A 23,336-nucleotide genomic window follows, 5' to 3' on the forward strand; every position below is an offset into this window, starting at 1 on the left:
CAGCCCCCTCATCGCAGCCCCCTCATCGCAGCCCCCTCATCGCAGCCTCGGATCGAGTACGGCGTAGGCCACGTCGACCACGAAGTTGATCAGCAGCACGGCCACCACCAGCACCATCACCACACCCTGGACGAGCAGCAGGTCGCGCCCGGCGACGCCGTTCAGCAGCAGGTCGCCCAGTCCCGGGATGACGAACACCCGCTCGACCACGACCGCCCCGATGAGCAGCGTGGCCAGTTGCAGGCCGAGCACGGTGACCACGGGGATGGAGGCGTTGCGCAGGCCGTGCCGCCACAGGGCGCCCATCCGGCCCCGGCCCTTGGCGCGGGCGGTGCGCAGGTAGTCCTCGCGCATCACGTCGAGCACCGCGCTGCGGACGTACCTGGTCAGGACGGCGCCCTGCACCAGGCCGAGCGAGAGCCAGGGCAGCAGCAGGCCGAGCAGCCACGCCTGGGGGTCCTCCGCGATGGGCACGTAGCCGCCCGACGGCAGCGCCTGCGCCTTCACCGCGAAGACGAACACCAGCAGGATGCCCGCCAGGAACGCCGGGATCGCGATGCCGACCTGGCTGGCCGCGCTGATGGCCACGCCGAGGGGGTTGCGGTGGTGGACGGCGGCGAACGTGCCCGCGGGCACCGCGATGAGCAACGCGATGACCATGCCGCCGAGCACCAGCACCGCCGTCACGCCGAGGCGGTCACCGATCTGCGGCCCGATGGGCGAGCTGGTCACGTAGGAGGTGCCGAAGTCGCCGTGGACCAGCCCGCCGAACCAGTCGGCGAACTGGACCAGCGGCGGCCGGTCGGTGCCGAACCGCTCGCGCAGCGCGGCCACGGCGTCGGGCGTCGCGTTGACGCCCAGCGCGATCTCGGCCGGGTCGCCGGGCAGCAGCGCCATGAAGGCGAAGACGGCCACCCCGGCGACGGCGGTGCTCGCCATGAGCACCGCCAGCCGCTTCAGCAGGTACAGGATCACTGCTTGGCGAGGGCCGTGAAGTCGAAGGCCTCCGCGATACCGTTCTTCGGCAGCCCGGTGACGCCCTTCTTCGCCACGATCAGGTTGGGGAAGAGGAAGAGCCAGTCGGCCGCCGCGTCGTCGGACAGCAGCTTGGCGGCCTTCTTGAGATCGTCGATCTGCTCCTGCTCGGTGCCCTGGTCGGCGGCGGCCAGCAGCTTGCCGTACTCCGGATTGTCATACCGGAAGTAGTACGACTTATCCGCAAAAATCCCCATATCGCGGGGCTCTACGTGGTTGATGATGGACATGTCGTAGTCGCCCTGCTTGAACACCACGTCCAGCCACCTGGCCGGGAACTCCAGCGGCTCGATGTCGGCCGTGATGCCCACCTGGGCCAGCTGCGACTTGACCACCTGCGCGCCGGCGACCGCGTAGGGCAGGTTGGGGATGCGCATCTTGACGTTGTACGTCTTGCCGCCGAGCAGTTCCTTGGCCTTGGCCACGTTGAAGGGGTAGTCGCCGGTGCGGTCCTCGTACCAGGGGTCGGTGGGCGGCACCATCGAGCCGATCAGCTGGCCGCGCCCAGCCCAGGCGGTGTCGAGCAGCGCCTTGTGGTCGATGGCGTAGCGGACGGCCTGGCGTACCTTCTTGTCGTTGAACGGCGGGCGGCCGTTGTTCAGCGACAGCACCACCTCGCCGTTCGTGGTGCCCTCGACCGTCTCGAAGCGGTTGGGGTCGGCGAACTGCTGGAGCGACTCGGGCGCCTGGACGCTGGAGATGACGTCGATGCCGCTGGTCAGCAGCGCGTTGTTCATCGCCGTGGCGTCCTTGAAGTACTTCAGCGTGACGGCCGGCAGCTTCGGCTTGGCGCCCCAGTACTTGGGGTTGGCCGCGAGGAGGATGGAGTCGCCGCGCTTCCACGAGCCGAGCTGGTAGGGGCCGGTGCCGACGGGCTTGTTTGCCAGGTCGGCGACGCCGCTGCGGCTGAACATCGCGCCGAGCCTGGTCGCCATCGAGTAGAGGAAGCCGTTGCTCGGGTGCTTGAGCGTGACGATGACGGTCGACTCGTCCTCCTTCTCGACCCTGTCGACCACGTCGAGCTGCGCCTTGATCTTGAGCTGCCAGTCCTTCTTCACCCGGTCCAGCGAGAAGATCACGTCGTCGGCGGTGAAGGGGGCGCCGTTGGTGAACGTGACGCCCTTGCGCAGGGTGAAGGTGTAGGTCTTGCGGTCGGCCGAGACGTCCCACTTCTCGGCGAGCAGCGGCTGGATCTTTCCGTCCTGGTCGAGCTTGACCAGGCCCTCGTACACATTGACCAGCAGGGCCTGCGGGATCGCGGCGCCCTCGGTGGAGGTGAAGTCCAGGTTGGCCGGCTCGGCCACGAACCCGACCGCCAGTGAAGCGGCCTGCCCGCCGTTGGATCCGCCCTTCGAGCCACCACCGCCGCCGCAGGCGGCCGTGGCCAGCAGGAGACCGCCCACGGCGATCCAGGTGCCGATTCGCCTCATGTCTTACAGCCTCCTGGCTAGTGCACTGGTCGGACCAGTAGGCTACGCAGATTGCCAGTCCGCGACGGCTCGGGTCAAGGGGGCTTCATGAGTGGTCCACGGTTCGAGCCGGTGCGTACCGTACGCGCCTACGAGCGCATCGTGGAGCAGGTCGAGGAGGCCATCGAGAGCGGCGCGCTGTGTCCCGGCGAACGGCTGCCGAGCGAGCGCGACCTCATGGGCCAGTTCTCGGTGAGCCGCTCGACGGTACGCGAGGCGCTGCGGGTGCTGCAGGCGCGCGGCCTGGTCAGGTCGCGGCCAGGCGACCCGAACGGCGCCGAGGTGCAGCCCTTCTCCCCCGCCGCATTACACAAGTCGATGACCACGCTGGCCCGGGTGGAGGAGCTGTCGCTCGGGGAGCTGGTGCAGTTCCGCATGGTGCTCGACGCGTCGGCCAACCTGCTGGCGGCCCGGCTGCGCACCGACGAGCAGCTCGCGGAGATGGACGCGGCCATCGCGGGCATGCGAGCGGCGGTGGAGGTGGGCTACGACGCGTTCAGCGCCGCCGACATCGCCTTCCACGACGCGGTGGCGCGGGCCAGCCGCAACAAGCTCATCCAGATCTGCACGGACGTGGTCCGCTCGATCGTCCTCGGCCTGGTCTCCGGCAAGATCGCCGCCGCCCCCGACCGGGAGGCGCTGATGCGGCAGAGCATCGGGCATCACGAGGAGGTGCTGGCCGCCGTCCGGGCCGGTGACGGCCCGCTGGCCGCCCGGCTCTCCCGGCAGACGATGTACGACTACTACGTGGGATATGTCCCGCAGGACGAGCGGCCCGCTCTGCGTGCGCTGCTGGAGTAGCCAGGTGTTATGTTGCGGTCGTGGCGCGCGAGGATCCCGACGGACTGACGGAGGCGTTCCTTCGCGAGCCCCGCCGCTACACCAGCCACCAGGTCGCCGACATGGCCGGCGTGCCCGTCTACCGCGCCCGCAGGTTCTGGCGCGCCCTGGGTTTCGCGAACGTCGCCGACGACGCCGTCGAGTTCACCGACTCCGATGTGGAGGCGCTGCGGACGCTGCTCGGCATGGTGAGCGACGGGGTCTACGACGAGGAGCACGTGCTCCTGATGGCCAGGTCCCTGGGCCGGGCGACGGCGCGGCTGGCCGAGTCGCAGGCCGAGCTGGGCGCCGACGCGCTCGACCAGGCGGGTGTGCCGCTGAGCGAGCGGCCGCGGGCGTGGCGCAGGCGGGCGGATCGGGTGATGCCCGACCTGGCCCGGCTGCTGGTCTACGCGTGGCGGCGCCAGCTGGCCGCCTCCGCCCACCGGCTGGCCGAGCAGGAGACGAGCGCGGTCCGGCTGACGGTGGGGTTCGCCGACCTGGTCGGGTTCACCAGGCTGAGCAGGCAGATCACCGAGACGGAGCTGGCCGGGCTGGTCGACAGGTTCGAGGGCCGATCGGCCGACGTGGTGACCTCGGGCGGCGGGCGCATCGTCAAGACGCTGGGCGACTCGGTGCTGTTCGTGTCCGGAAAGGCGCACGAGGCGGCGGAGATCGGCCTGCGCCTGATCGAGACCCACGCCAAGGACAAGGGCATGCCGCAGCTGCGCGTGGGCCTGGCCGTGGGGCCGGTGCTCGGCCGGATGGGCGACGTGTTCGGCACCCCCGTCAACCTGGCCAGCAGGCTGACCGCGCTGGCCTATCCGGACACGATCCTGGCGGGCCCGGAGATGGCCGAGGAGCTGGAGGGCGACCGGGCCTTCGAGCTGCGCCCCGTCAGCCGCCTGTCCGTACGGGGGCTGGGCGAGCTGGTCCCCTTCACCCTCAGCCGCCAGATGGACGGGGCAACCTAAGTCCGCACTCGATGCGTCCCTACCGTCGACAGGCGACGGCAGGAGGCGGTACGTGGCGGACCGGGGGATATATCAGGACTTCGTGGTCACTCGATCGGATCGGTTGTTACGCACGGCGTACCTGCTGACCCACGACTGGGCGAGCGCGGAAGACCTGCTCCAGGAGTCGCTGGCCAAGGCATGGTTCGCCTGGGCCCGTGTGGAGGAGCCAGAGGCGTACGTGCGCAAGGTCCTGGTGACCACCTACACCTCGTGGTGGCGCAGGAGATGGCGACGTGAGCTGCCGAGCGACGACCTGCCGGACACCCCGGCCGGCGACCCGGTCTCCGACGACCGCGACGCGCTGTGGCGGGCCGTCGGCCGGCTCCCGGCCAGGCAGCGGGCGGTGGTCGTGCTGCGCTTCTACGAGGACCTGCCGGTGACGGAGGTGGCCCGGCTGCTGGGCTGCGAGCCCGGCACGGTCAAGAGCCAGAGCGCCAAGGCGCTGGCCAAGCTGCGAGTGGACGAAACGATCGTGAAGGAGCTGCACCGATGACCGTTCACGACCTGCGCGACGTCCTGCGCGAGCACGGTGACGGCCCCTCCCCCGCCAACCCGGCCCGGCACGAAGAGATAGCGGCCCGCATCCGGCGGATCCGCCTGCGCAGGCGCGCGTGGGTCGGCGGCGGGGTGGTCACGGTGGCGGCGGCCGTCGCGCTGGGTGTCTCCCTCCTTCCCGGGCTTCTCCCCGGGTCGGCGGAGACGCGGCGCGCTCCCGCCGCCGAGTCCACCGCCACCCCCACGGGGCTGACGGGCTTGCTGCCGGAGCAGTTCACCGCCTCGGACGGCACGAAGTACCGGCGGATCGCCATCACGTCGATCAAGAGGACCGGGCCGACCAAGGTCTCAGTGACGATCCCGGTCTCCGGCAAGCCGCTCGACGTCGGAGCGGTCTGCGCGGGGCCGGACAGCAGCCCGCCGAGGATATCCGCCGGCAACAGGCCCATGATGGCCCACTTCACCGGGTGCTCAACGCGCATGCGGCTGCAGCCGCTCCAAGTGCCGGCCGCCACGGGTGGCAAGCTCACGCTCACCTTCGACACGACGACCAACGCCAATGTTTGCCTCGTCCGAAACGGCAAGTGCGTGCCGCAGAAATTCACCCGCGGCGCCTGGTCGCTGGCCGTGTACGAGTGGACGCCGCCCGCGCGACCGGCTGAGCCGACGACGCTCGCGGCCCTGCCGGACCACGCGGGGAAGGCACGGCTCGCGGAGACGAAGACCGGCGTCTGGCCGCGGGACGGCTCCGCCACGTTCAAGGCGCGGGGCAAGGTCGGCTTCGACACGTCGTGCACCGGCGATCTGGCCGATCGCCTGTGGTTCAGCTTCGTGGTGAACGGCCGCCCGCAGGGTGGCAGCGGCGCCTGCGGCGTATGGGAGGGCGGCGCCTTTCCCTCGGCGGTGAGCGAGTTCAGCTTTCCCACGAGTAAGACGACCACCGTCAAGGTCACCTGGAAGCTGCTGGGCAGCGACACCAACCGCCCGGTCCGCTGGTCGGTCGGCCTCTACCAGAAGTAGCCAGGAAGGAGCCGCGCCCCGGCGCTGTTGCCGACATATGTGATGAAGCTTTCGATCCTCGACCGTTCCCTCGTCCGCGAGGGGCACGACCCGGCGACGGCGCTGCGCGACACCGTCAGGTTCGCCCGGCAGGCGGAGGAGCTCGGCTACCACCGGTTCTGGGTGTCGGAGCACCACAGCGTGCCGGGGGTGGCCGGCTCGGCGCCGACCGTGCTGGCCGCCGCCGTCGCCGCGGCCACCGACCGGATCCGGGTGGGCACGGGTGGCGTGATGCTGCCCAACCACCGGCCGCTGGTGGTGGCCGAGCAGTTCGGTGTGCTGGAGGCGCTGAACCCGGGCCGCGTCGACATGGGGCTCGGCCGCTCGGTGGGCTTCACCGGCGGCATTCGCCGGGCACTCGGCCATGGCAAGGAGGACGCCGACGAGTTCGGCGGGCAGCTGGCAGAGCTGCTCGGCTATTTCACCGGGGACCAGCGGGGGCATCCCGGTGTGCACGCGCTGCCCGCCGAGGGGCTACGACCGCAGGTGTTCGTGCTGGCCATGGGCTCGGGGGCGGACATCGCCGCCGAGCACGGGCTGCCGATGGTGATCGGCGGGGGCGGGGCCCGGCTGCGGGAGGCGATCTCACGGTATCGCGCCGGGTTCCGCCCCTCGGTGTGGGCGGCGGAGCCGTACGTCATCGTGGCCGCGAATATCGCGGTCGGTGAGACGGCCCGCGAGGCGGAGCTGCTGCAGGTGCCGGAGGCGTGGGCGACCGCGCGCTCGCGCACGAGCGGTGCCTTCCCGCCGCTGTCCGCCGCCGAGCGGGTGCTGGCGACGGAGATGACCGAGCGGGAGCGGGCGCTGTTCGAGGAATCCCGCAAGGGGCAGATCCACGGCACCGCGCACGAGGTCGAGATCGAACTCGGCGCGCTGGTGGAGCTCACCGGCGCGGACGAGATCCTGGTCACCATGAACAGCTTTGACCTGGACCGGAGGCTCGATTCCTACCGGCGGCTGGCTCGGATGGCCGAGCGAGTACGAATTCGATAAAGCTTTTTGGCAATTGACTTACTTGCGCGCCCATCGCTCAGTCAGATAGTCACATTTTGTCACCCTCGCTGACCACTCCAAGGGGGCTTCATGGGGCGCACCCGATTCATCGGAATCGCGGTCTTAATCATGGCATTACCGTTTTTGTCCGCCGTACCGGCGCAGGCCGACCCGAAGGCTCCGCCGGCCAGCGACATCCGAGAGCTCTCCCGTAAGGACTTCAAGCTCGACGGCAAGCCCGTGGACGTGCCCGCCAAGTACGAGGCCAAGGCGCGGGCCAAGACGAAGGCCGCCGCCGACACGCCGCCGGTCGGCACGGTCCGGCAGTGGCTCGGGCTGGACGACTTCAACGGCAGGCTCTACCGCAAGGACTACACGCTGCGCGGGGTCGGCAACAACATCGAGGTCTGGGTCGCCAACGACCTGGCCTTCCCCGCCGGGGACTGCCGGGCGCAGATCCCCAACTCCACGCAGATCACCGACGCGCAGGTGGCGGACCTGGTCACCCAGTTCGACACCAACATGTACCCGAAGGAGACCGCCGCCTTCAGCACGCCGCCGGACCGCGACGGCACCAACGCCACCCTCGGCCCCGACGCCAACGGCAACGGCGGCGTCTACACCGGCGGCGGCAACAAGACCGTCACCCTGATCGACAACGTCAGGGACGACAACTTCTACAGCTTCCCCGCCGCTCCGACGTACATCGCGGGCTTCTTCTCCAGCCAGTTCAACGAACTGCTGGACCGCAACGTCATGACGATCGACGCCTTCGACTGGGCGCACCGCACCGGCGCGAACCCGCCCGACGAGCCGACCGCCGACCTGTGCACCTCGCGCCCGGCCCGGCCGAACCTGTACGCGGGCACGTTCGCGCACGAGTGGCAGCACCTGGCCCACTACTACACCGACCCGCTCGAGACCACCTGGATGAACGAGGGCCTGTCGGACTTCGCGCAGACGCTGACCGGCTATGTCAACGCCAAGGCGACCATCAACGAGCGCGGCGCCGACGGCCACATCTACTGCTTCCAGGGTTTCGGCATCGTCCAGACGCCGTACAACACCAACCCGCGCGACTGCGGCGGCCCGGAGAACTCACTCACCATCTGGGGTGAGGGCGCCAACGCCAACGGTGTGCTGGCCGACTACGGCAACGCGTACTCGTTCATGCTGTTCCTGTATGACAGGTACGGCACGGCGTTCATGTCGGCGCTGCACCGTGACGGCACGCTGCAGGGCCTGGCCAGCCTGAAGGCGAACCTCGCGGCGGTGGGCGCCAAGAACATGTACCAGGTGATCCACGACTTCCAGACCTCCACCCTGGTGGACCGGATCGTCGGCGGCACCAAGGGCGTCATGCTCGGCGTGCCCAAGAAGCGTGTGACGACCCCCAGCCTCAACTCGACCGTCAACCTGGCCAACCCGGCCACCTACAAGACCGCCGGCGCCGCCCCCAACGGCGCCGACTACGTGCCGCTGCAGAAGGCGGACGGCAAGTTCCTGCGCGGGGCAGACCTGCGCTCGCTGTCGTTCGAGGGCGCCAAGACCCTGCCCGCCCAACCGCTGGCCTGGACCGTCGCCTCCGACGACCCGGACCGCGCGGGCAACCCGGTGCTGTTCTCCGGCAACGCCAGCAACACCAACGCCGCCGCCGTCACCAAGGTGACCGTCCCGGCCGCCGACCCGACGCTGCGCTTCCTCGCCAAGTACGGGGCGGAGCAGGGATTCGACTACGGTTACGTGATCGTCTCCACCGACGGCGGCAAGACCTACACCGCGATCCCCGGTGACAAGACGGTCACGGGCCCGCTCGGCCCCGGCGTCAACGGCACCACGACCGGTTTCGAGCCGCACAGCTACAGCCTGTCGGCCTACTCCGGCAAGGAGATCCTCCTCGGCTTCCGCTACGTCAGCGACGGCGGGGTCAACGAGGGCGGCTGGAAGATCGACGACATCACGGTCGGCGCGACGGCGGTCAGCGACGGCTCGTCGCTCGACCCATTCGACTCGCCGACCGAGATCTACCCGACTCCGGTCGAGAACTGGAACGTCCGGCTGATCGGCCTCGACGAGAAGCACTCGGTGGCGCTGCAACTGGAGTCCAACGGCAAGAACAGCGTCAGCCTCAACCGGCTGCAGCTGGCCACGATGCTGCCGTTCCCGACGGTGGTCGCGGTCGTGGCCTACGACGACTCGACGGAGCAGGTCGGCCAGTACGCGCCGTACACGCTCAAGGTCAACGGCGTCGTCCAGCCGGGCGGAAGCCCGCAGAGCTGACGGTGTGACCTGAGGGCGCCCGCCGCGTCTCGCGGCGGGCGCTTTCGCGTCTCCGCCGAGGGTTAGGATCACCGAACATGGTTCGGTGGAGATGAGGATTCGCCCATGACGACCCGCCAGCATGCCCTCGGCGACCTGCTGCGGCGCTCGGCCGCGCGGTTCCCCGCCAAGACCGCGATCGTGTACGGCCAGACACGGTGGAGCTACGCGGAGCTGGACCGGGCGGTGAACCGCACGGCCAACGCGCTGGCCGCCCGGGGCGTAGGAAAGGGCGACAGGTTCGCCCTGTTCAGCCATAACAACGACGTCTTCGTGGTGGCCTACTTCGCGCTGGCCCGGCTGGGCGCGATCTCCGTGCCGATCAACTTCATGCTGGGGGCCGAGGAGGTCTCCTACATCCTGCGGCACGCGGGGGCGACGGGCCTGCTGGTGGAGGAGGCGCTGCTGCCCGTGGCCGAGCGGGCCGTCTCCGACGGGGTCGCGGTGCGCGGGGTGATCGGGCACGCCGAAGGGTGGGAGCCGGCCACGGACTGGTTGGCGCACGACGACGACGCCGAGCCGCTGGTGGAGATCGCCGACGACGACCCGATCCAGCTCATGTACACCAGCGGCACCGAGTCCAGGCCCAAGGGCGCCACTCTGTCCAGCCGCGGCCTGATCGCCCAGTACACCTCGTGCGTGATCGACGGCGAGATGAGCGTCGCCGACGTGGAGGTGCACGCGCTGCCGCTCTACCACTGCGCGCAGCTGCACTGCTTCCTCACGCCCGGCCTCTATCTCGGCGCCACCAACGTGGTCCTGCCCGGTGCCGATCCGGCGGCGATCCTGGCGGCGATCGAGGCGGAGGGCGCCACCAAGCTGTTCTGCCCGCCGACCGTCTGGATCGGCCTGCTGCGCCACCCCGACTTCGACCGCCGTGACCTGTCGTCGCTGCGCAAGGGCTACTACGGCGCGTCGATCATGCCGGTCGAGGTGCTGAAGGAGATCGCCGCCCGGCTGCCCGGGGTGCGGCTGTTCAACTTCTACGGCCAGACCGAGATGGCGCCCGTGGCCACCATCCTGGGCCCGGACGAGCAGCTGACCAGGCTCGGCTCGGCGGGCCGGCCCGCGCTGAACGTCGAGACCAGGATCGTCGACGACCAGGACGAGCCGGTGCCGCCCGGCGTGGTCGGCGAGATCGTGCACCGCGGCCCGCACGCCATGCTCGGCTACTGGAACGACCCGGACAAGACCGCCGAGGCGTTCCGCGGCGGCTGGTTCCACAGCGGCGACCTGGGCGTGCTGGACGCCGACGGCTATCTGTCGGTCGTGGACCGCAAGAAGGACATGATCAAGTCCGGCGGCGAGAACGTGGCCAGCCGGGAGGTCGAGGAGGCGATCTACCAGCACCCGGCCGTCGCGGAGGCGGCGGTGTTCGGGGTGCCCGACCCCCGGTGGATCGAGGCGGTGACGGCCGCCGTCGTCCTGCGCGAGGGCGCCGGCCTGACCGCCGACGAGCTGATCTCCTTCCTGCGGGTACGGCTGGCGGTCTTCAAGACGCCGAAGACGGTGGTGTTCGTGGAGTCGCTGCCCAAGAACGCCAGCGGCAAGGTGCTGAAGAGGGAGCTGCGTGACGCGTTCTGACATCCGGGGCCGGGTACGGCTGGCAGCCGAGCGAGAGGGGCCGCCGGCGGGTTCGGTGGTGGTGTTCGGCCTATTCGCCGAGCAGGTCGGCGGCGATCTGGCGGATGACCACGCGCTGGATCTTGCCGGTGGCGGTCTTGGGGAGTTCCTCCAGCACCAGCACCTCGCGCGGCCGTTTGAAGGCGGCCAGCCCGTCACGGCAGAAGGCGATGAGCTCCGCCGCGTCCACCGTCTTCCCCTCGGCCGGCACCACGCAGGCGACCGGCTTCTCCAGCCCGTTCGCGTCGGTGTAGGCGACGACCGCGGCCTCGCCGACCGACTCGTGCCGCAGCAGCCGGGACTCGACCTCCATCGGCGACACCCAGATGCCACTCGCCTTGATCATGTCGTTCGAGCGGCCGAGGCACTGGTAGACGCCGTCGGCGTCGCGTACGTAGGTGTCGCCGGTGCGTAACCACTCCCCCTGGAACACCTGCCGGGTGGTGTCGGTCCGGCACCAGTAGCCGGTGGCGATGGAGGAGCCGCGAACGTACAGGTGGCCCGGCTGGCCGTCGGCCACCGGCCTGTCCGAGTCGTCGAGCAGCTTGCACTCGTATCCGGGTACGACGGTGCCCGAGGTGCCTGGCCTGACGTGGCCTGGACGGTTGGAGATGAAGATGTGCAGGGCCTCGGTCGAGCCGATGCCGTCGATGATGTCGACGCCGAACCTCTCGGTGAAGCGCCGGTAGATCTCCGCCGGCAACGCCTCTCCCGCCGAGGCCGCCAGCCGTACCGAGGAGAAGGTGTCGTCGGGCGCGTCGGAGGCGAGCAGGCCCGCGTAGAACGACGGCCCGGCGAAGAACAGCGTCGGCCGCTCGGCCACCACCCGCGCGACCACTCCCGGCGGAGTGGGCCTGAAGGGGTCGAGGACCGTCGTCGCGCCCACCGACAGCGGGAAGAACAGCGAGTTGCCGATGCCGTAGGCGAAGAACAGCCGGGCGACCGAGAAGCACCGGTCCTCCGGCGTGATGCCGAGGATCTGGCGGCCGTAGGTCTCGCAGACGTCCCTGATGGCGCCGTGCCGGTGCATGGCCGCCTTCGGCGCGCCGGTCGTGCCCGAGGTGTAGAGCCACAGCGCGGGCGAGTCCGTCCAGGTCTGGTACGGCTCGCCCACCGTACGGCCGGCGTCCACCACGTCCGCCAGCGAGCACACCGGGACCCCGGTGCCCGCGTCGGACGCAGGGGCGACGTCGGCCGCCCGCTGGCCCACATTGCCGGTCAGGACGAGCAGGGCGACCTCGGGCGCGTTGGCCAGCGCCACCCTGACCGTCGGCTCGTACTCGGGCGTCGCCACCACCACGCGGGCCCGCGAGTCGCGGATCAGGGCGCCGAGCTCCACGCCGTTGTACATGGTGGACAGCGGCACGGCGACGCCGCCCATGCGCATGACGGCCAGGATGGTGACGAGCGTCTCGGGACGGTCGGACATGACCAGCGCGACCCGTTCCTCGGGCCGGACGCCGAGCACCCGCAGCCCGGAGGAGAGCTCACCGACACGGGCCGCGAGCTGGGAGTATGTGAGGGTGCCTGCCGGGCCCGCGACCGCGGTGCGCGCACCGCGACCCGCTTCGACCTGACGATCCACGAGATAGAGACTGGCGTTGAACGACTCCGATGACATGGTCGTCCTTACAGGGAGGGAGACGCCGTACGAGAATCTTCTATACAGAATTGATGCATCGTCAACTACTTGTAGCATTGAATCAGACTTCCCGCCTCGAAAGGAGCATAAATGGCCAGGCTGCCCCGCCACCATCAGTCGAGCGCGAGGTCGATGCTGCTGACGGTGCTGGGCGAGCACGTGCTGCCCTCCGATGAGCCGGCGTGGACGTCGGCGCTGCTGCACGTGATGGGCGGCCTCGGGGTGGAGGAGAAGTCGGCCAGACAGGCGCTGGCGCGGATGGCCGCCGACGGGTGGATCGTGTCGGCGCGATCCGGGCGGCGGGTGCGGTGGTCGCTGACGCGGCGCGGCCGCGAACTGCTGACGGAGGGGGCCGAGCGGATCTACGCGTTCGGCCGCGACCGCGAGCCGTGGGACGGCCGCTGGGTGGTGCTGATCGCGACCGTGCCCGAGTCCAGGCGCGAGCTACGCCACCGGCTGCGCACCGGCCTGACGTGGGCGGGCTTCGGCAGTCCCGTGCCCGGGGTGTGGGTCAGCCCGCACGCCACCCGCGAGGCCGAGGCCAAGCAGGTGGTCGAGGGGCTGGGGCTGGACGTGGCGGTGTTCTCCTTCAACGGCCCCTACGCGGGGATCGGCTCCGAGCGGACGCTGGTGGAGCAGGCCTGGCATCTGGGGGAGCTGGCGGCGCACTACCAGGAGTTCATCCAGGAGTTCGCCGGCATGCGGCCCGAGCCGGGCGATCCGGTGCTGCTGGCGCAGGTCCGGCTCGTGCACGAGTGGCGGCGCTTCCCGATGCTCGACCCGCGCCTGCCTCTGGAGCTGTCGCCGCCGAACTGGATCGGGGTGCGCGCGGCCAACGTCTTCAACGACCTGCACGGCACCTGGCTGGCGGGCGCGCGGCGGCAGTGGGACGCACTACGGGACATGTGACACTTCCCTTGTGGGACGTCACGATGATGTCGAACGCTGCTCTGCGGACCATCCGTGATGTCAGCGCTCCGCAGGCCATCCGTACAGCGCGAACGGCTCCTCCTCCAGCACCCTGGCGATGGCCTCGGCCGGGTAGCCGATCGTGTCGTCGGGCAGCCGGCCGAGCGGCCGCCAGGCGAGCGCGGCGCACTTGTGCGGCTCGGCGTTGTAGGGCTCGCCGGCCCACTTCCTGGCGACGAAGAACAGGCCGACGCGGTCGGGGGCGCGGTGCATGACGTGGGCGAACTCCAGGTCCTCCGGCCGGATGGTGACGCCGACCTCCTCGCGGGCCTCCCTGATGGCCGCGCCGACCACCGACTCGCCGGGCTCCAGGTGCCCCGAGGGCAGGTGCCACTGGCCGTCGCCGTAGCCGGTGCCGGCCCGTTTGCCGAGAAGCACCATGCCGTCACGGACGAGCATCACGTGCACGTCGACGATGGCCCGGAACCGCTCGGGACGCGCCTCCCCGACCGCCTCTGGCGCCCTCTCGCGTGGCTTCGCGGTGTCCTCGGGGCGGCGGTCGAGTGCCTGGGCCCATTTGACGGCGACCGCGGCCACCTGGATCAGCTCGGTGCGCAGTGCCTCGGGGTCCGACTCGGCGAACGCCTCCAGAACCTCCTCGCGCAGGATGTGCCGCCAGGTCAGCTCCCCGCGCCGGGCCGCCTCCTCCGTCTCCCGCCGCGCCCCGTCGGCCTCGGCCACCGCGCCCTCGGCACCGGTGCCGTCGGGCACGGCCTGCATGCCCCACTGGGCGTCCTGCGCCGCCCGCTCGGCGGCCACGTCGCCGAGCACCCCGGCCAGCGACCCCGGCACACCCGCGTCGCCGTCGTGTGCCACTCCGTCGTCATCCCTCGTCATGGACGACGAGTCTGCCCGATCCCCCCGGCAGAACCCACCCCCGAACACATCGGGGGCCGTCACACCGGGCGGTCGTCCTCCTCCTCCGCCGACAGGTCCACCCCCGGCAGGAGCCGCCGCCAGCTCGCGCCGGAATCCCGCTCCAGTACGGCCAGCAGATCGCAGAACGCCTTGAACGTCGCCCGGGGCATCCGGAAGTACCACTCCCCCACCCGTCCGAAGCAGTGGTGCAGGAAGGCCACCAGCGCGTCGTCGTCCACGAGGTAGCGCCCGTCCTCGCCGGAGGCGTAGACGAACCGGATCTTGGCCAGCGCCACGTACAGCTCCTCGGCCGTCAGCGCCGCCAGCCGGAGCACCGGCCCACCGTTGTCCACCGGCCCGGCGTGATCCATCAGCCCGGGCTCGGTGAAGGCGCGCGCGCCCAGCCGCCGGCGCAGCGGCACATGGCTGAAAAGCCCGCTGTGCCCGTCCATGAGGAACTCGGGAGTGCCCCCGAACATGAACCCCAGATGCGGCACTCCCCCGATGATGATGCTCAGGATCTGCTCGTAGTTGGCGTCGCGGGCCTCGGGAGAGGCGAGCCTGAACAGGTTGACCAGCTCGTCCAGGAACACGAGCACCCCGCCGTACCCGGCCAGCCGGACGAACCGGCTCATCAGCGCGAGATGATCGAGCACGGTCGAGTCGCCGATGATCGACCGCACGCCGAGCGCCGACCTGGCCTCGGCCGCGGTCGGGTACTCCGCGCGCAGCCAGCGCAGCGCGGCCGACTTGAGGTGCTCGTCGCCCGTGTCGTGGCCGCGCCAGTACGCCCCGACGACCTCGGCGAAGTCGTGGCCGCCCGGACGCGCCTCCAGATGGGCCAGGCGTTCCCTGATCGCCTCGCCGGGGTCGGTGCCCGCCTGGCGGGCCTCGTCGAGCGCGGTGGACAGGAAGCGCTCGACGACGGCGGCGAGCGCGCCGCCGGTGGGTCGGGCGCGAGTGGCCATGCTGCGGGCCAGCTCGGTGTAGAGGGCGCGGGCCTGGCCCTCCTCCGAGTGCAGCCGATGGTCGGCGGTGATGTCGGCGTGCAGGGTGACCAGCCGCTTGTCCAGCGCCACCGAGCGAGCCAGGTGCAGCAGGAACGTCTTGCCCGCCCCGTGCTCGCCGATGACGATCCGGACGGCCGAGCCGCCCACCACGACCCGTTCGATGTCGCCGGTCAAAGCCGCCAGCTCGGCGGTGCGACCGGCCTGGATGTGGCGCTGCCCGATCAGCGGGACCACCCCTGCCCGCAGCGCCTTGAGGACGGCGTCGCGTTCGCGGGCGCGAACGGTCACTTCAGCATCTCCCCCAGCAGTAGCCGGTCGACCAGGATCGGGTCGTCGCCGTCGAGCAGCGGATCGCCCGCGCTGTCGTAGGCGGCCTCGTTGACGCGGTCCATCGCGCCCTCCGGCAGCAGGTTCCAGGCGTCCGCGAGCATCTCGAACTGACCCCGGGTGAGCTGCGGCTGATCGACGGCGGCCAGGGCGCGGACCAGGCCGGAGTGGCGGCTGTCCAGCGCCCCGACCGGGGGAACCGGAGGAGGCGGGGCGGCCGGAGGGAGCGGCTCACCGCCGCCGAGCAGCGAATCGAGCAGTGAATCGAGCAGCGTCCCCACCCGGGCCGTCTCGACCAGCCTGGCGACGGCGCGCCCGTTGAGCACCGTCGGGGCGCTGAGAACGGGCACACCGAAGACGGGCGCTCCGGGAACGACCTGCCGCACAGGCATGTGGAACCCGGACGGGTAGGGCATGTCGGGGGCGGACGAGTAGGGCATGTGGGCGCGTGGCGGAGGCACCGGCTGGGCGGGCGCGTGCGGGAAGTACGCCAGCTGGATCGGCGCATGCCGCACGGCGGGGTACGGGGAGCCCCCGATACGCCCGGCGGGCTCGGGATCTCGATCCAGCCCCAGCAGCCAGTGGATCCGGGTGAGCAGCTCGGCCTCGTCCGGCGTGAGGTGCCCGTTGGCGGCGGCCACATCCCTCAGGAACTCCGCCACGTGGCCGCGCTCGGACCGGTCGATCTCCTGGACGCGACCGGCCAGGCCGGCCAGCGGCACCTCCGCCGCGAGCAGCCACTCCTGATGCGCCCGCAACCGGACCCGCTCACCGGGCGTGAGGCTCAGCGCCCGCTCGAGATGCTCCCTCAGCCGACGGTAGGCCGCCTGACGAGCCTGGTCCCCCGCGTGATCGGGCGGATCCAGCGCGTCCTCGCCCGGGGCGCTCGCGACGGCGGCCAGGTGCAACAGTGCGGTCGCCGCCCGGTAGGCCTCGGACGCCGCCGCCGTAGGCCCGTCCGGCGCCGCGAACAAGGCCATCACCCCCGCCCCCGGCCCTCCCCTGCCCGCGCCCGGCACCGGCCCTCCCAGACGCGGGTCCGGCTCGATCCCCACCCCGGCCCGCCCGAGGATCTGGGCGAGCGCGATGACGTCTTTCCTGGCGGGAGCGGGCGTGGACAACAGGGCGACGAACTCCTCGGCGGACACGAGCGCGCTCTCCTGCCCCCCGAGCCTGCCCACCGCCCACCGCACCGCTCGCCCGGCACCGCCGGAGCCCAGGTCGAGCAGCTCCGCGGGCAACAGCGCCTGGGCCCGTACGCTCTGCCTCGCGCCGGGCAGCCGGCCCAGGAAGCGGCTGTAGGCCTCCAGCTCGGAGCCGCACTCCTCGGCCAGCGCGAACAGCTGCCGGGTGGGCGCGGCGAGCGTCAGCACATCGGGTACGCCCGGCAGCACCGGCGGGGCCCCGGCGAACCCGGAGCTCGCGGGCCGATACTCGAAGGCCAGCTCTTTGGACCCGGGCCGGACGACGAGCCCTTCACCGTGACGTGCCGCGTACCTCCGCTGGAACAGCGCCCCGAACTCCGCCGCGCATCGCGTCGCCGGCGCGCCCGGCCGGTAGGCCGGGTGGCCGCGCAGCCAGGCCAGCGCCCAGTCGGCGGGCACCGGTTCGCCCCGCGCGGCCAGCTCCCCCAGCCGGGCCCGCAACGCGAACGACGCGCCGGTCGCCTCGGGCTCGCAAAGCGCGGCCAGCAGTTCCGCGAACGGCTTGGCGTACCGGTGGAAGGCGTCGTGCCGTGAATAGATGCCGAGAAGGCGACGCACCTCCTCGTGGATGACCGGCAGCTCCTCCTGGGCCGTGGAGCGGTCCAGGTGCAGGTCGTGTAGCACGCGACGTTCGAGGCCGTAGAAATAGAGGAAAACGTAGCCGAGAGGGGTTCGCGAATAGCATCGCCCGTCGGCGAGCCAGCTCAGATAGGCGGCCCGCGACGCCGGCGGGAGGGCGGCGTAGCTGGGCCAGCGGTCGAGCCCCTGACCGTCCCAGTCCGGCTGCGTCATGTCCACCGGCAGTTCCGGGTCGATCAGCGACGGCTCCACCGACATTCCGGAGGCGGATGGCAGCTCGGAGCCCATGTAGAGCAGGCCGCCGATGATGTTCAGGCCGGCGAGATGGATGGCGCTGCCGGCGGGCAGCCACGGCCCCTGCGGCGACGCGGGTGAGTCGGTCTTGGCCTGGCCGGATGACGCATGGCGGCCACGCGCGCGGTACACCACCGGCCCTCCTCCGCCTCACCACGAAATAGACAGGGATTGCACCCTAACGCCCCCGCCATTGCCCGACATATCGCTCCAGCCCCTCGTTACAATCTTGAATCCCGGCCCCGCCGGCCATTTAGTGGACCGGCCGAAAAACCTTTTCTAACCGCCCTGATGACCGGGGTCCGCGGCCATTGGTAATGGAGCTTCCACGACCAGGCGCTTCCCCCGCCGAAACGGCTTACACGCCCGTCGCCGGAGAGGCCGCCGACGGTCCCGAGGCGCGCCCCCACCCCTGCCGACCGGCGGCCTTTTATAGTGGCCGGGTGACCGACGACCAGCACGGGCTGGCGATGAGCGGCGCGGGCGGTGCCGCCGCCCGCCACTATGACCGGGCGATCGACGAGCTGCTGCACTTCCGCGTGGCGGTCGACGTCGAGACCGCCGCCGCCCTGGCCGAGGCGCCCGGCTTCCCGATGGGCCAGGTCCTGGCCGCCTACCTCGGGCTCCTGACCACGCAGGTGGAGGACGCCCGCGCCGCCAGGCAGCGGTTCGCCGCCTGGCGCGGCCATAGCGACGCCGCCGGGCTGCTGCCCCGCGAACGCGCGCACGTCGATGCCGTCCAGGCGCTGCTCGACGGCGACTTCCTGACCTGCGGCAGGCTCCTCGGCGCGATCACCGAGCAGTACCCCCGCGACGCCCTGGCGCTGGCGGCGGGGCACCAGGTCGACTTCTTCACCGGCGACGCCCGTTCGCTGCGCGACAGGATCGGCGGCGCGCTCAACGCCTGGCACGAGGACGACCGGCACTACGGTCACATGCTCGGGATGTACGCCTTCGGGCTGGAGGAGTCCGGCCACTACGACCGGTCGGAAGACGTGGGGCTGCGGGCGGTCGAGCTGAACGCGCGCGACGTCTGGGGCATCCACGCGGTCGTGCACACCTACGAGATGCAGGGCCGGTTCGGCGACGGCATCCGCTACCTCGACGCCCGGCTCGGCGACTGGTCGACCGGCACGTTCTTCAACGTGCACACCTGGTGGCACTACGCTCTCTACGCGCTGGAGGCCGGCGACACCGGCCGCGCCCTGGCCATCTACGACGCCGCGCTGGCCGGCGGCCAGGGCTCGATGGAGCTGCTCGACGCCGCCGCGCTGCTGTGGCGGCTGCTCCTGGAGGGCTCCGGCCAGCACGAACGCTGGCGGGCGCTGGCCGACGCGTGGCCCGCCAAGGTGGCCGAGCCGTTCTACGCCTTCAACGACATGCACGCCGTCATGTCGTACGTGGGCGCGGGCCGCGTCGCGGAGGCCGAGAGGCTCATCGCGAGCCGGGAGACCTACCTCTGCGAACCCCACCCGAACATCACCAACCACGCCATGACCGCCCGCGTCGGCCTGCCGGTCTGCCGGTCGCTGGTCGCCTTCGGCCGGGGCGACCACGACGCGGTCGTGGATCTGCTCTATCCGATCAGGCATCGGGTCAACGAGTTCGGCGGCAGCCACGCGCAGCGGGACGCCGTACAGAAGACCCTCCTGGAGGCGGCGCTGCGTGGCGGGCGCGGAGATCTGGCGCGGGTACTCGTCAGCGAGCGGATCAGCGTGCGGCCGTGCAGCCCGTTCAACTGGCTCAAGCAGAGCGCCCTCGCCGAGGCACTCGGCGACCGCGCGGCGGCCGCGACGGCCCGCCTCCGAGCCGACGAACTGACCCGCCGCGCCTGAGCCCTCGGGACATCCCGCCCCCGAGCCGACCAGCCGACCAGCCGACCGGCCGGCCCTCGGGAGCACCGCTGTCCACCCCGTGCGGAACTGTCGGCCCCGCGCAGTAGGGTCTCCTCCATGGATCGGCAACTCACCCTGATGGCCGTGCACGCCCACCCCGACGACGAATGCCTGAGCACCGGCGGCGTCTTCGCTCGTTATGCCGACGAGGGCATCCGCACGGTCCTGGTCACCTGCACCAACGGCGAGCAGGGCGACGGCCCCGGCGGCGTCAAGCCCGGCGACCCCGGCCACGACGCCGCGGAGGTGGCCGAGCGGCGGCTGGCCGAGCTGCGCGAGTCAGTGGAGCACCTGGGCATCGACCACCTGGAGCTGCTCGGCTACCGCGACTCCGGCATGGACGGCTGGGAGACCAACGCGCACCCCGACGCCTTCGCCAACGTGCCCGTCGACCTGGCCGCCGGCCGGCTCGGCGAGCTGATCAGGCAGTATCGCCCGCAGGTCGTGGTCACCTACGACGAGACCGGCGGCAGTGGCTACAACCACCCCGACCACGTCCAGGCCCATCGCATCACGGTCGCGGCCGTCGAGGCGACCGGCGTCGCCGACAAGCTCTATTACACGGCCATCCCCCGCTCCGCGATGAAGCGCATGTTCGAGCTCGTCCGCAGCAGCGGCATCGACCTGGGCGACTTCGAGCCCTCCGACGACTTCGGCACCCCCGACGAGCTGGTGACCGCCGTCGTCGATGTCGCCCCCCACGTCGAACGCAAGCTCAAGGCACTGCGGTCGCACGCGAGCCAGGGCGACAACATCTTCCTGTTCCAGATGCCCGAAGAGGCCCAGCAGCAGGCGTTCTCCGCCGAGGCGTTCACCCGGATCGTCAATCGCGTGACGGCGGCACCGGACTTCGAAGACGACTTGTTCGCGGGCCTGCGCTGACCTGAAAGGCCCCGCCGATGGGCGGATTCCAGGCGTCGTCGCGGGGAAGCTCAGGAGAGCGCCGGCAGTTCCCCCGACCCCCGGACGATCAGCCGGGTGGGCACCAGTGGTCGCCGGGCGCGGGAGCGGTCGCCGTCCAGGCGGGACAGCACCAGCTCGGCCGCCACCTCCCCGATGGCCGCCGGATCCTGGGCCACGACGGTGAGCGGCGGGTCCAGGACCTCCGCCAGCGGCAGGTCGTCGAACCCCACCAGCGCCACATCCCGCCGCCCCGCCCGGGCCAGTGCGACCACCGCCCCCATGGAGGCCAGGTTGTTGGCCGCGAACAGGGCCGTCGGCGGGCGTTCGAGGGCGAGCAGCCGCAGGGTGGCCGCGCGGGCCGCCTCCTGGTCGTGGCCCGTCTCCACCAGGGCGCGGTCGAACGGCAGGCCCGCCGCCTCCAGGGCGTCGCGGTAGCCCTGGAAGCGTTCGCGGCGGGTGTAGAGGGTGGCGGGCAGGTCACCGATGAAGCCGATGCGGCGGTGGCCGTACCCGATCAGGTGCTCGATGCCGGCCTGCGCGCCGGCCCGGTTGCCGCTGACCACGCTGTCGGCCGTCAGGCCGACGGCCGGGCGGTCGAGGAAGACGATGGGCAGGCCGGCGATCCGCTCCGTACGCAGATAGCGATGATCGCTGCCGGCCGAGGGGACCACGATGAGGGCGCTGACCCGCCGGGCCAGGAAGGTGGCGATCAGGGACTGCTCCAGCTCGGCGGTCTCGCTGGAGGAGCCGACGATGAGGGTCAGGCCGCGGGCCCGGACGGCGTTCTCGATGCCGCCCGCCACCGTGCCGAAGAACGGGTTGCCCATCTCGGGGATGACCAGCCCGATCGCGGCGTCCCTGGCGCCCACCCGCATGTTGCGCGCCATGAGGTTGGGTTGGTAGCCGAGCCTGCGGACCGCGGCCATGACGCGTTCGCGCGTCTCGACGGCCACGGGTCCGTCGTCGTTGAGCACCCGTGAGACGGTCTTGGCGGTGACGCCCACCTCACGGGCCACGTCGGTCATGGTGGGACGCCGCATTTCGACCATGTTAGAGGCCGATCGCCTCCGCCGCGTCCTTGTCCGTCACGACCGACTTGCCGTCCGACACCTGGAGTGCCCCGGTCATGATGGCGACGACCTCGGCCATGCTGTGGTCGCCCGGCTTGATCTGGGCGACGCGGCGGCCGAGCCGCTGGACGTGGATGCGGTCGGCGATCTCGAAGACGTGCGGCATGTTGTGGCTGATCAGCACGACGGGCATGCCGCGGTCGCGGACCCGCTTGATCATGTCCAGCACCTGCCCCGACTCCTTGACGCCGAGTGCGGCGGTCGGCTCGTCCATGACCACGACGTGGGAGGCCCACGCCACGGCCCTGGCCACGGCCACGCCCTGCCGCTGGCCGCCGGACAGCGACTCGACGGACTGGGTGAGCGAGCGCAGGCCGATCTTCAGGTCGGCCATGTGCTTGGCCGACTCCTCGCGCATCCGCTTCTTGTCGAGCATCCGGAAGATCGCGCCGAGCGGTCCGGGCTTGCGCAGCTCGCGGCCGAGGAACATGTTCGTCGCGATGTCGAGCGAGGCGGCGACGGCGAGCTCCTGGTAGACGGTCTCGATGCCGAGCCGGCGCGCTTCCAGGGGGTCGCGGATGCGGACGGGCTTGCCGTCGAGCAGGATCTGGCCCTCGTCCGGCTGCAGCGCGCCGGTCAGCGCCTTGATCAGGCTGGTCTTGCCGGCGCCGTTGTCGCCGATGACGGCGAGCACCTCGCCGGGCATCAGGTCGAAGTCGGCGCCGTCGAGCGCGACCACGTGGCCGTATCGCTTGACCAGGCCGCGGGCCTGGAGCACGGGGGTCATCGGGTCCTCCTGCGGGAGAGCTGGTCGACGGCGACGGCGAGGATCACCAGGATGCCGGTGATGAGCGTCTGGTAAATCGACGGTACGCCCATGAGCTGCAGGCCGTTACGGAAGACCCCCACGATGAGCGCGCCGATCAGTGTGCCGAGCACCAGGCCCCGGCCGCCGAACAGGCTGGTCCCGCCGAGTACGACCGCGGTGATGCTGTCGAGGTTGTCCGTCTGACCGGCCTGCGGGTCGCCCACGCCGGTCCTGGAGACGAGCAGCAGGGCGGCGACGCCGTACACGAGGCCCGCCACGGTGTAGACGCCGATCGTCAGCCGCTGCGTGCGGATGCCGGTCAGCCGCGCGACCTCCTGGCTGTTGCCGAGGGCGTACACGTGACGTCCCCACGCGGTGTACCCGAGCAGGTAGGCGAAGAGCAGGAACAGCAGGATCGTGAGCAGTGATCCGTAGGTGACGTTCGTGCCGCCGACCTTGAACGTCTGCCCCAGGAAGGTCAGCGCGTTGGGGAGGTCGGTGACCGTCTGGTCCCCGGAGTAGATGTGGGTCAGCGCGAACACCACGTTGAGCATGCCCAGCGTGACGATGAACGGCGGCAGCGAGATCCGGGTCACCAGCAGCCCGTTCGCCAGCCCGAACGCGGCGCAGACGGCGAGTCCGGCGGCGACCGCGAGCAGCGGGGGCAGGCCGCTGCCGACGGCCAGCTTGGTCATCACGATGCCGCCGAACGCCATGATCGCGCCGTTGGACAGGTCGATGCCGGCGGTCAGGATGATGAGCGTCTGGCCGATGGCGAGGGTGCCGACGACCATCACCTGCTGGATGATCAGCGAGAAGTTGCCGCCGGTGAGGAACTGGTCGCTGTTGACCGCGAAGAACACGCAGGCCAGCACGAGCGCGGCCAGCGGTCCGGCCGTCGGTGTGGTGACGAGGCGGCGCGGCAGCGACGCTTCCATGACGGCCATG

Annotated in this window: 19 protein-coding genes; 10 read left to right on the forward strand and 9 right to left on the reverse strand. The window is 71.1% G+C overall.

What is annotated here, in order from left to right:
• Positions 1–36: 36 nt before the first annotated feature.
• A complete protein-coding gene (locus tag AB0H88_RS18065) occupies positions 37–975 on the reverse strand; it encodes an ABC transporter permease (RefSeq protein WP_357645695.1) in 939 nt (312 codons plus the stop codon).
• Positions 972–2,465, reverse strand: coding sequence for an ABC transporter substrate-binding protein (locus AB0H88_RS18070; protein ID WP_357645697.1), 1,494 nt, complete (start codon positions 2,463–2,465; stop codon positions 972–974). The genes AB0H88_RS18065 and AB0H88_RS18070 overlap by 4 nt, the downstream gene beginning before the upstream one ends.
• Positions 2,466–2,552: 87 nt before the next feature.
• Here AB0H88_RS18070 and AB0H88_RS18075 point away from each other — a divergent pair, with 87 nt between their 5' ends.
• The 7 genes from AB0H88_RS18075 to AB0H88_RS18105 all read left to right on the forward strand — a co-directional run bounded on the left by AB0H88_RS18075 (position 2,553) and on the right by AB0H88_RS18105 (position 10,789).
• Positions 2,553–3,305 (forward strand): FadR/GntR family transcriptional regulator, encoded by a 753-nt coding sequence (locus AB0H88_RS18075; RefSeq protein WP_357645699.1) that lies wholly within the window; start codon positions 2,553–2,555, stop codon positions 3,303–3,305.
• 20 nt (positions 3,306–3,325) lie between these two features.
• Complete coding sequence (locus AB0H88_RS18080; RefSeq protein ID WP_357645701.1) at positions 3,326–4,297, forward strand: adenylate/guanylate cyclase domain-containing protein; 972 nt, start codon at positions 3,326–3,328, stop codon at positions 4,295–4,297.
• 52 nt (positions 4,298–4,349) lie between these two features.
• Positions 4,350–4,832: a SigE family RNA polymerase sigma factor gene (locus AB0H88_RS18085; protein ID WP_357645703.1), complete on the forward strand. Its 483-nt coding sequence runs from the start codon at positions 4,350–4,352 to the stop codon at positions 4,830–4,832.
• Positions 4,829–5,854: a hypothetical protein gene (locus AB0H88_RS18090; RefSeq protein ID WP_357645704.1), complete on the forward strand. Its 1,026-nt coding sequence runs from the start codon at positions 4,829–4,831 to the stop codon at positions 5,852–5,854. The genes AB0H88_RS18085 and AB0H88_RS18090 overlap by 4 nt, the downstream gene beginning before the upstream one ends.
• A gap of 42 nt (positions 5,855–5,896) precedes the next feature.
• Positions 5,897–6,886 (forward strand): LLM class flavin-dependent oxidoreductase, encoded by a 990-nt coding sequence (locus AB0H88_RS18095; RefSeq protein WP_357645706.1) that lies wholly within the window; start codon positions 5,897–5,899, stop codon positions 6,884–6,886.
• 129 nt (positions 6,887–7,015) lie between these two features.
• Positions 7,016–9,166, forward strand: a complete 2,151-nt coding sequence (locus AB0H88_RS18100) for a choice-of-anchor J domain-containing protein (protein WP_357645708.1) — start codon at positions 7,016–7,018, stop codon at positions 9,164–9,166.
• Positions 9,167–9,271: 105 nt separating this feature from the next.
• On the forward strand, positions 9,272–10,789 hold the full coding sequence (locus AB0H88_RS18105) for an acyl-CoA synthetase (RefSeq protein WP_357645710.1): 1,518 nt from the start codon (positions 9,272–9,274) through the stop codon (positions 10,787–10,789).
• A gap of 70 nt (positions 10,790–10,859) precedes the next feature.
• On the opposite strand, the gene AB0H88_RS18110 is transcribed toward AB0H88_RS18105, so the two are convergent.
• A complete protein-coding gene (locus AB0H88_RS18110) occupies positions 10,860–12,449 on the reverse strand; it encodes a benzoate-CoA ligase family protein (RefSeq protein ID WP_357645712.1) in 1,590 nt (529 codons plus the stop codon).
• Positions 12,450–12,560: 111 nt separating this feature from the next.
• On the opposite strand from AB0H88_RS18110, the gene AB0H88_RS18115 reads away from it, so the two are divergent.
• Entirely contained in the window at positions 12,561–13,379 is an 819-nt protein-coding gene (locus AB0H88_RS18115; RefSeq protein ID WP_357645714.1) for a PaaX family transcriptional regulator C-terminal domain-containing protein, read from the forward strand.
• A gap of 60 nt (positions 13,380–13,439) precedes the next feature.
• On the opposite strand, the gene AB0H88_RS18120 is transcribed toward AB0H88_RS18115, so the two are convergent.
• Genes AB0H88_RS18120 through AB0H88_RS18130 form a run of 3 tightly spaced genes read right to left on the reverse strand, consistent with a single transcriptional unit; the run spans position 13,440 to position 17,847 of the window.
• On the reverse strand, positions 13,440–14,276 hold the full coding sequence (locus AB0H88_RS18120; RefSeq protein WP_357645716.1) for an NUDIX domain-containing protein: 837 nt from the start codon (positions 14,274–14,276) through the stop codon (positions 13,440–13,442).
• Positions 14,277–14,335: 59 nt separating this feature from the next.
• Positions 14,336–15,595 (reverse strand): ATP-binding protein, encoded by a 1,260-nt coding sequence (locus tag AB0H88_RS18125; RefSeq protein WP_357645718.1) that lies wholly within the window; start codon positions 15,593–15,595, stop codon positions 14,336–14,338.
• Positions 15,592–17,847, reverse strand: a complete 2,256-nt coding sequence (locus AB0H88_RS18130) for a TerB N-terminal domain-containing protein (RefSeq protein WP_357645720.1) — start codon at positions 17,845–17,847, stop codon at positions 15,592–15,594. The genes AB0H88_RS18125 and AB0H88_RS18130 overlap by 4 nt, the downstream gene beginning before the upstream one ends.
• Positions 17,848–18,155: 308 nt before the next feature.
• Here AB0H88_RS18130 and AB0H88_RS18135 point away from each other — a divergent pair, with 308 nt between their 5' ends.
• Together AB0H88_RS18135 and AB0H88_RS18140 are read left to right on the forward strand one after the other, a co-directional pair.
• On the forward strand, positions 18,156–19,547 hold the full coding sequence (locus AB0H88_RS18135; protein WP_357645722.1) for a tetratricopeptide repeat protein: 1,392 nt from the start codon (positions 18,156–18,158) through the stop codon (positions 19,545–19,547).
• A 117-nt stretch (positions 19,548–19,664) separates the two neighbouring features.
• On the forward strand, positions 19,665–20,489 hold the full coding sequence (locus AB0H88_RS18140) for a PIG-L family deacetylase (RefSeq protein ID WP_357645724.1): 825 nt from the start codon (positions 19,665–19,667) through the stop codon (positions 20,487–20,489).
• A 50-nt stretch (positions 20,490–20,539) separates the two neighbouring features.
• Here the strand turns inward: AB0H88_RS18140 and AB0H88_RS18145 are convergent, their stop codons facing one another.
• Genes AB0H88_RS18145 through AB0H88_RS18155 form a run of 3 tightly spaced genes read right to left on the reverse strand, consistent with a single transcriptional unit; the run spans position 20,540 to position 23,335 of the window.
• Positions 20,540–21,550: a LacI family DNA-binding transcriptional regulator gene (locus AB0H88_RS18145; protein ID WP_357645726.1), complete on the reverse strand. Its 1,011-nt coding sequence runs from the start codon at positions 21,548–21,550 to the stop codon at positions 20,540–20,542.
• A 10-nt stretch (positions 21,551–21,560) separates the two neighbouring features.
• A complete protein-coding gene (locus AB0H88_RS18150; protein WP_357645728.1) occupies positions 21,561–22,367 on the reverse strand; it encodes an ATP-binding cassette domain-containing protein in 807 nt (268 codons plus the stop codon).
• Entirely contained in the window at positions 22,364–23,335 is a 972-nt protein-coding gene (locus AB0H88_RS18155) for an ABC transporter permease (RefSeq protein ID WP_357645731.1), read from the reverse strand. Before AB0H88_RS18155 ends, AB0H88_RS18150 begins: the two co-directional genes overlap by 4 nt.
• Position 23,336 lies beyond the last annotated feature (1 nt).

Origin of the sequence: Nonomuraea sp. NPDC050680 (assembly GCF_040654555.1) — a bacterium.
Taxonomy (GTDB): Bacteria; Actinomycetota; Actinomycetes; order Streptosporangiales; family Streptosporangiaceae; genus Nonomuraea.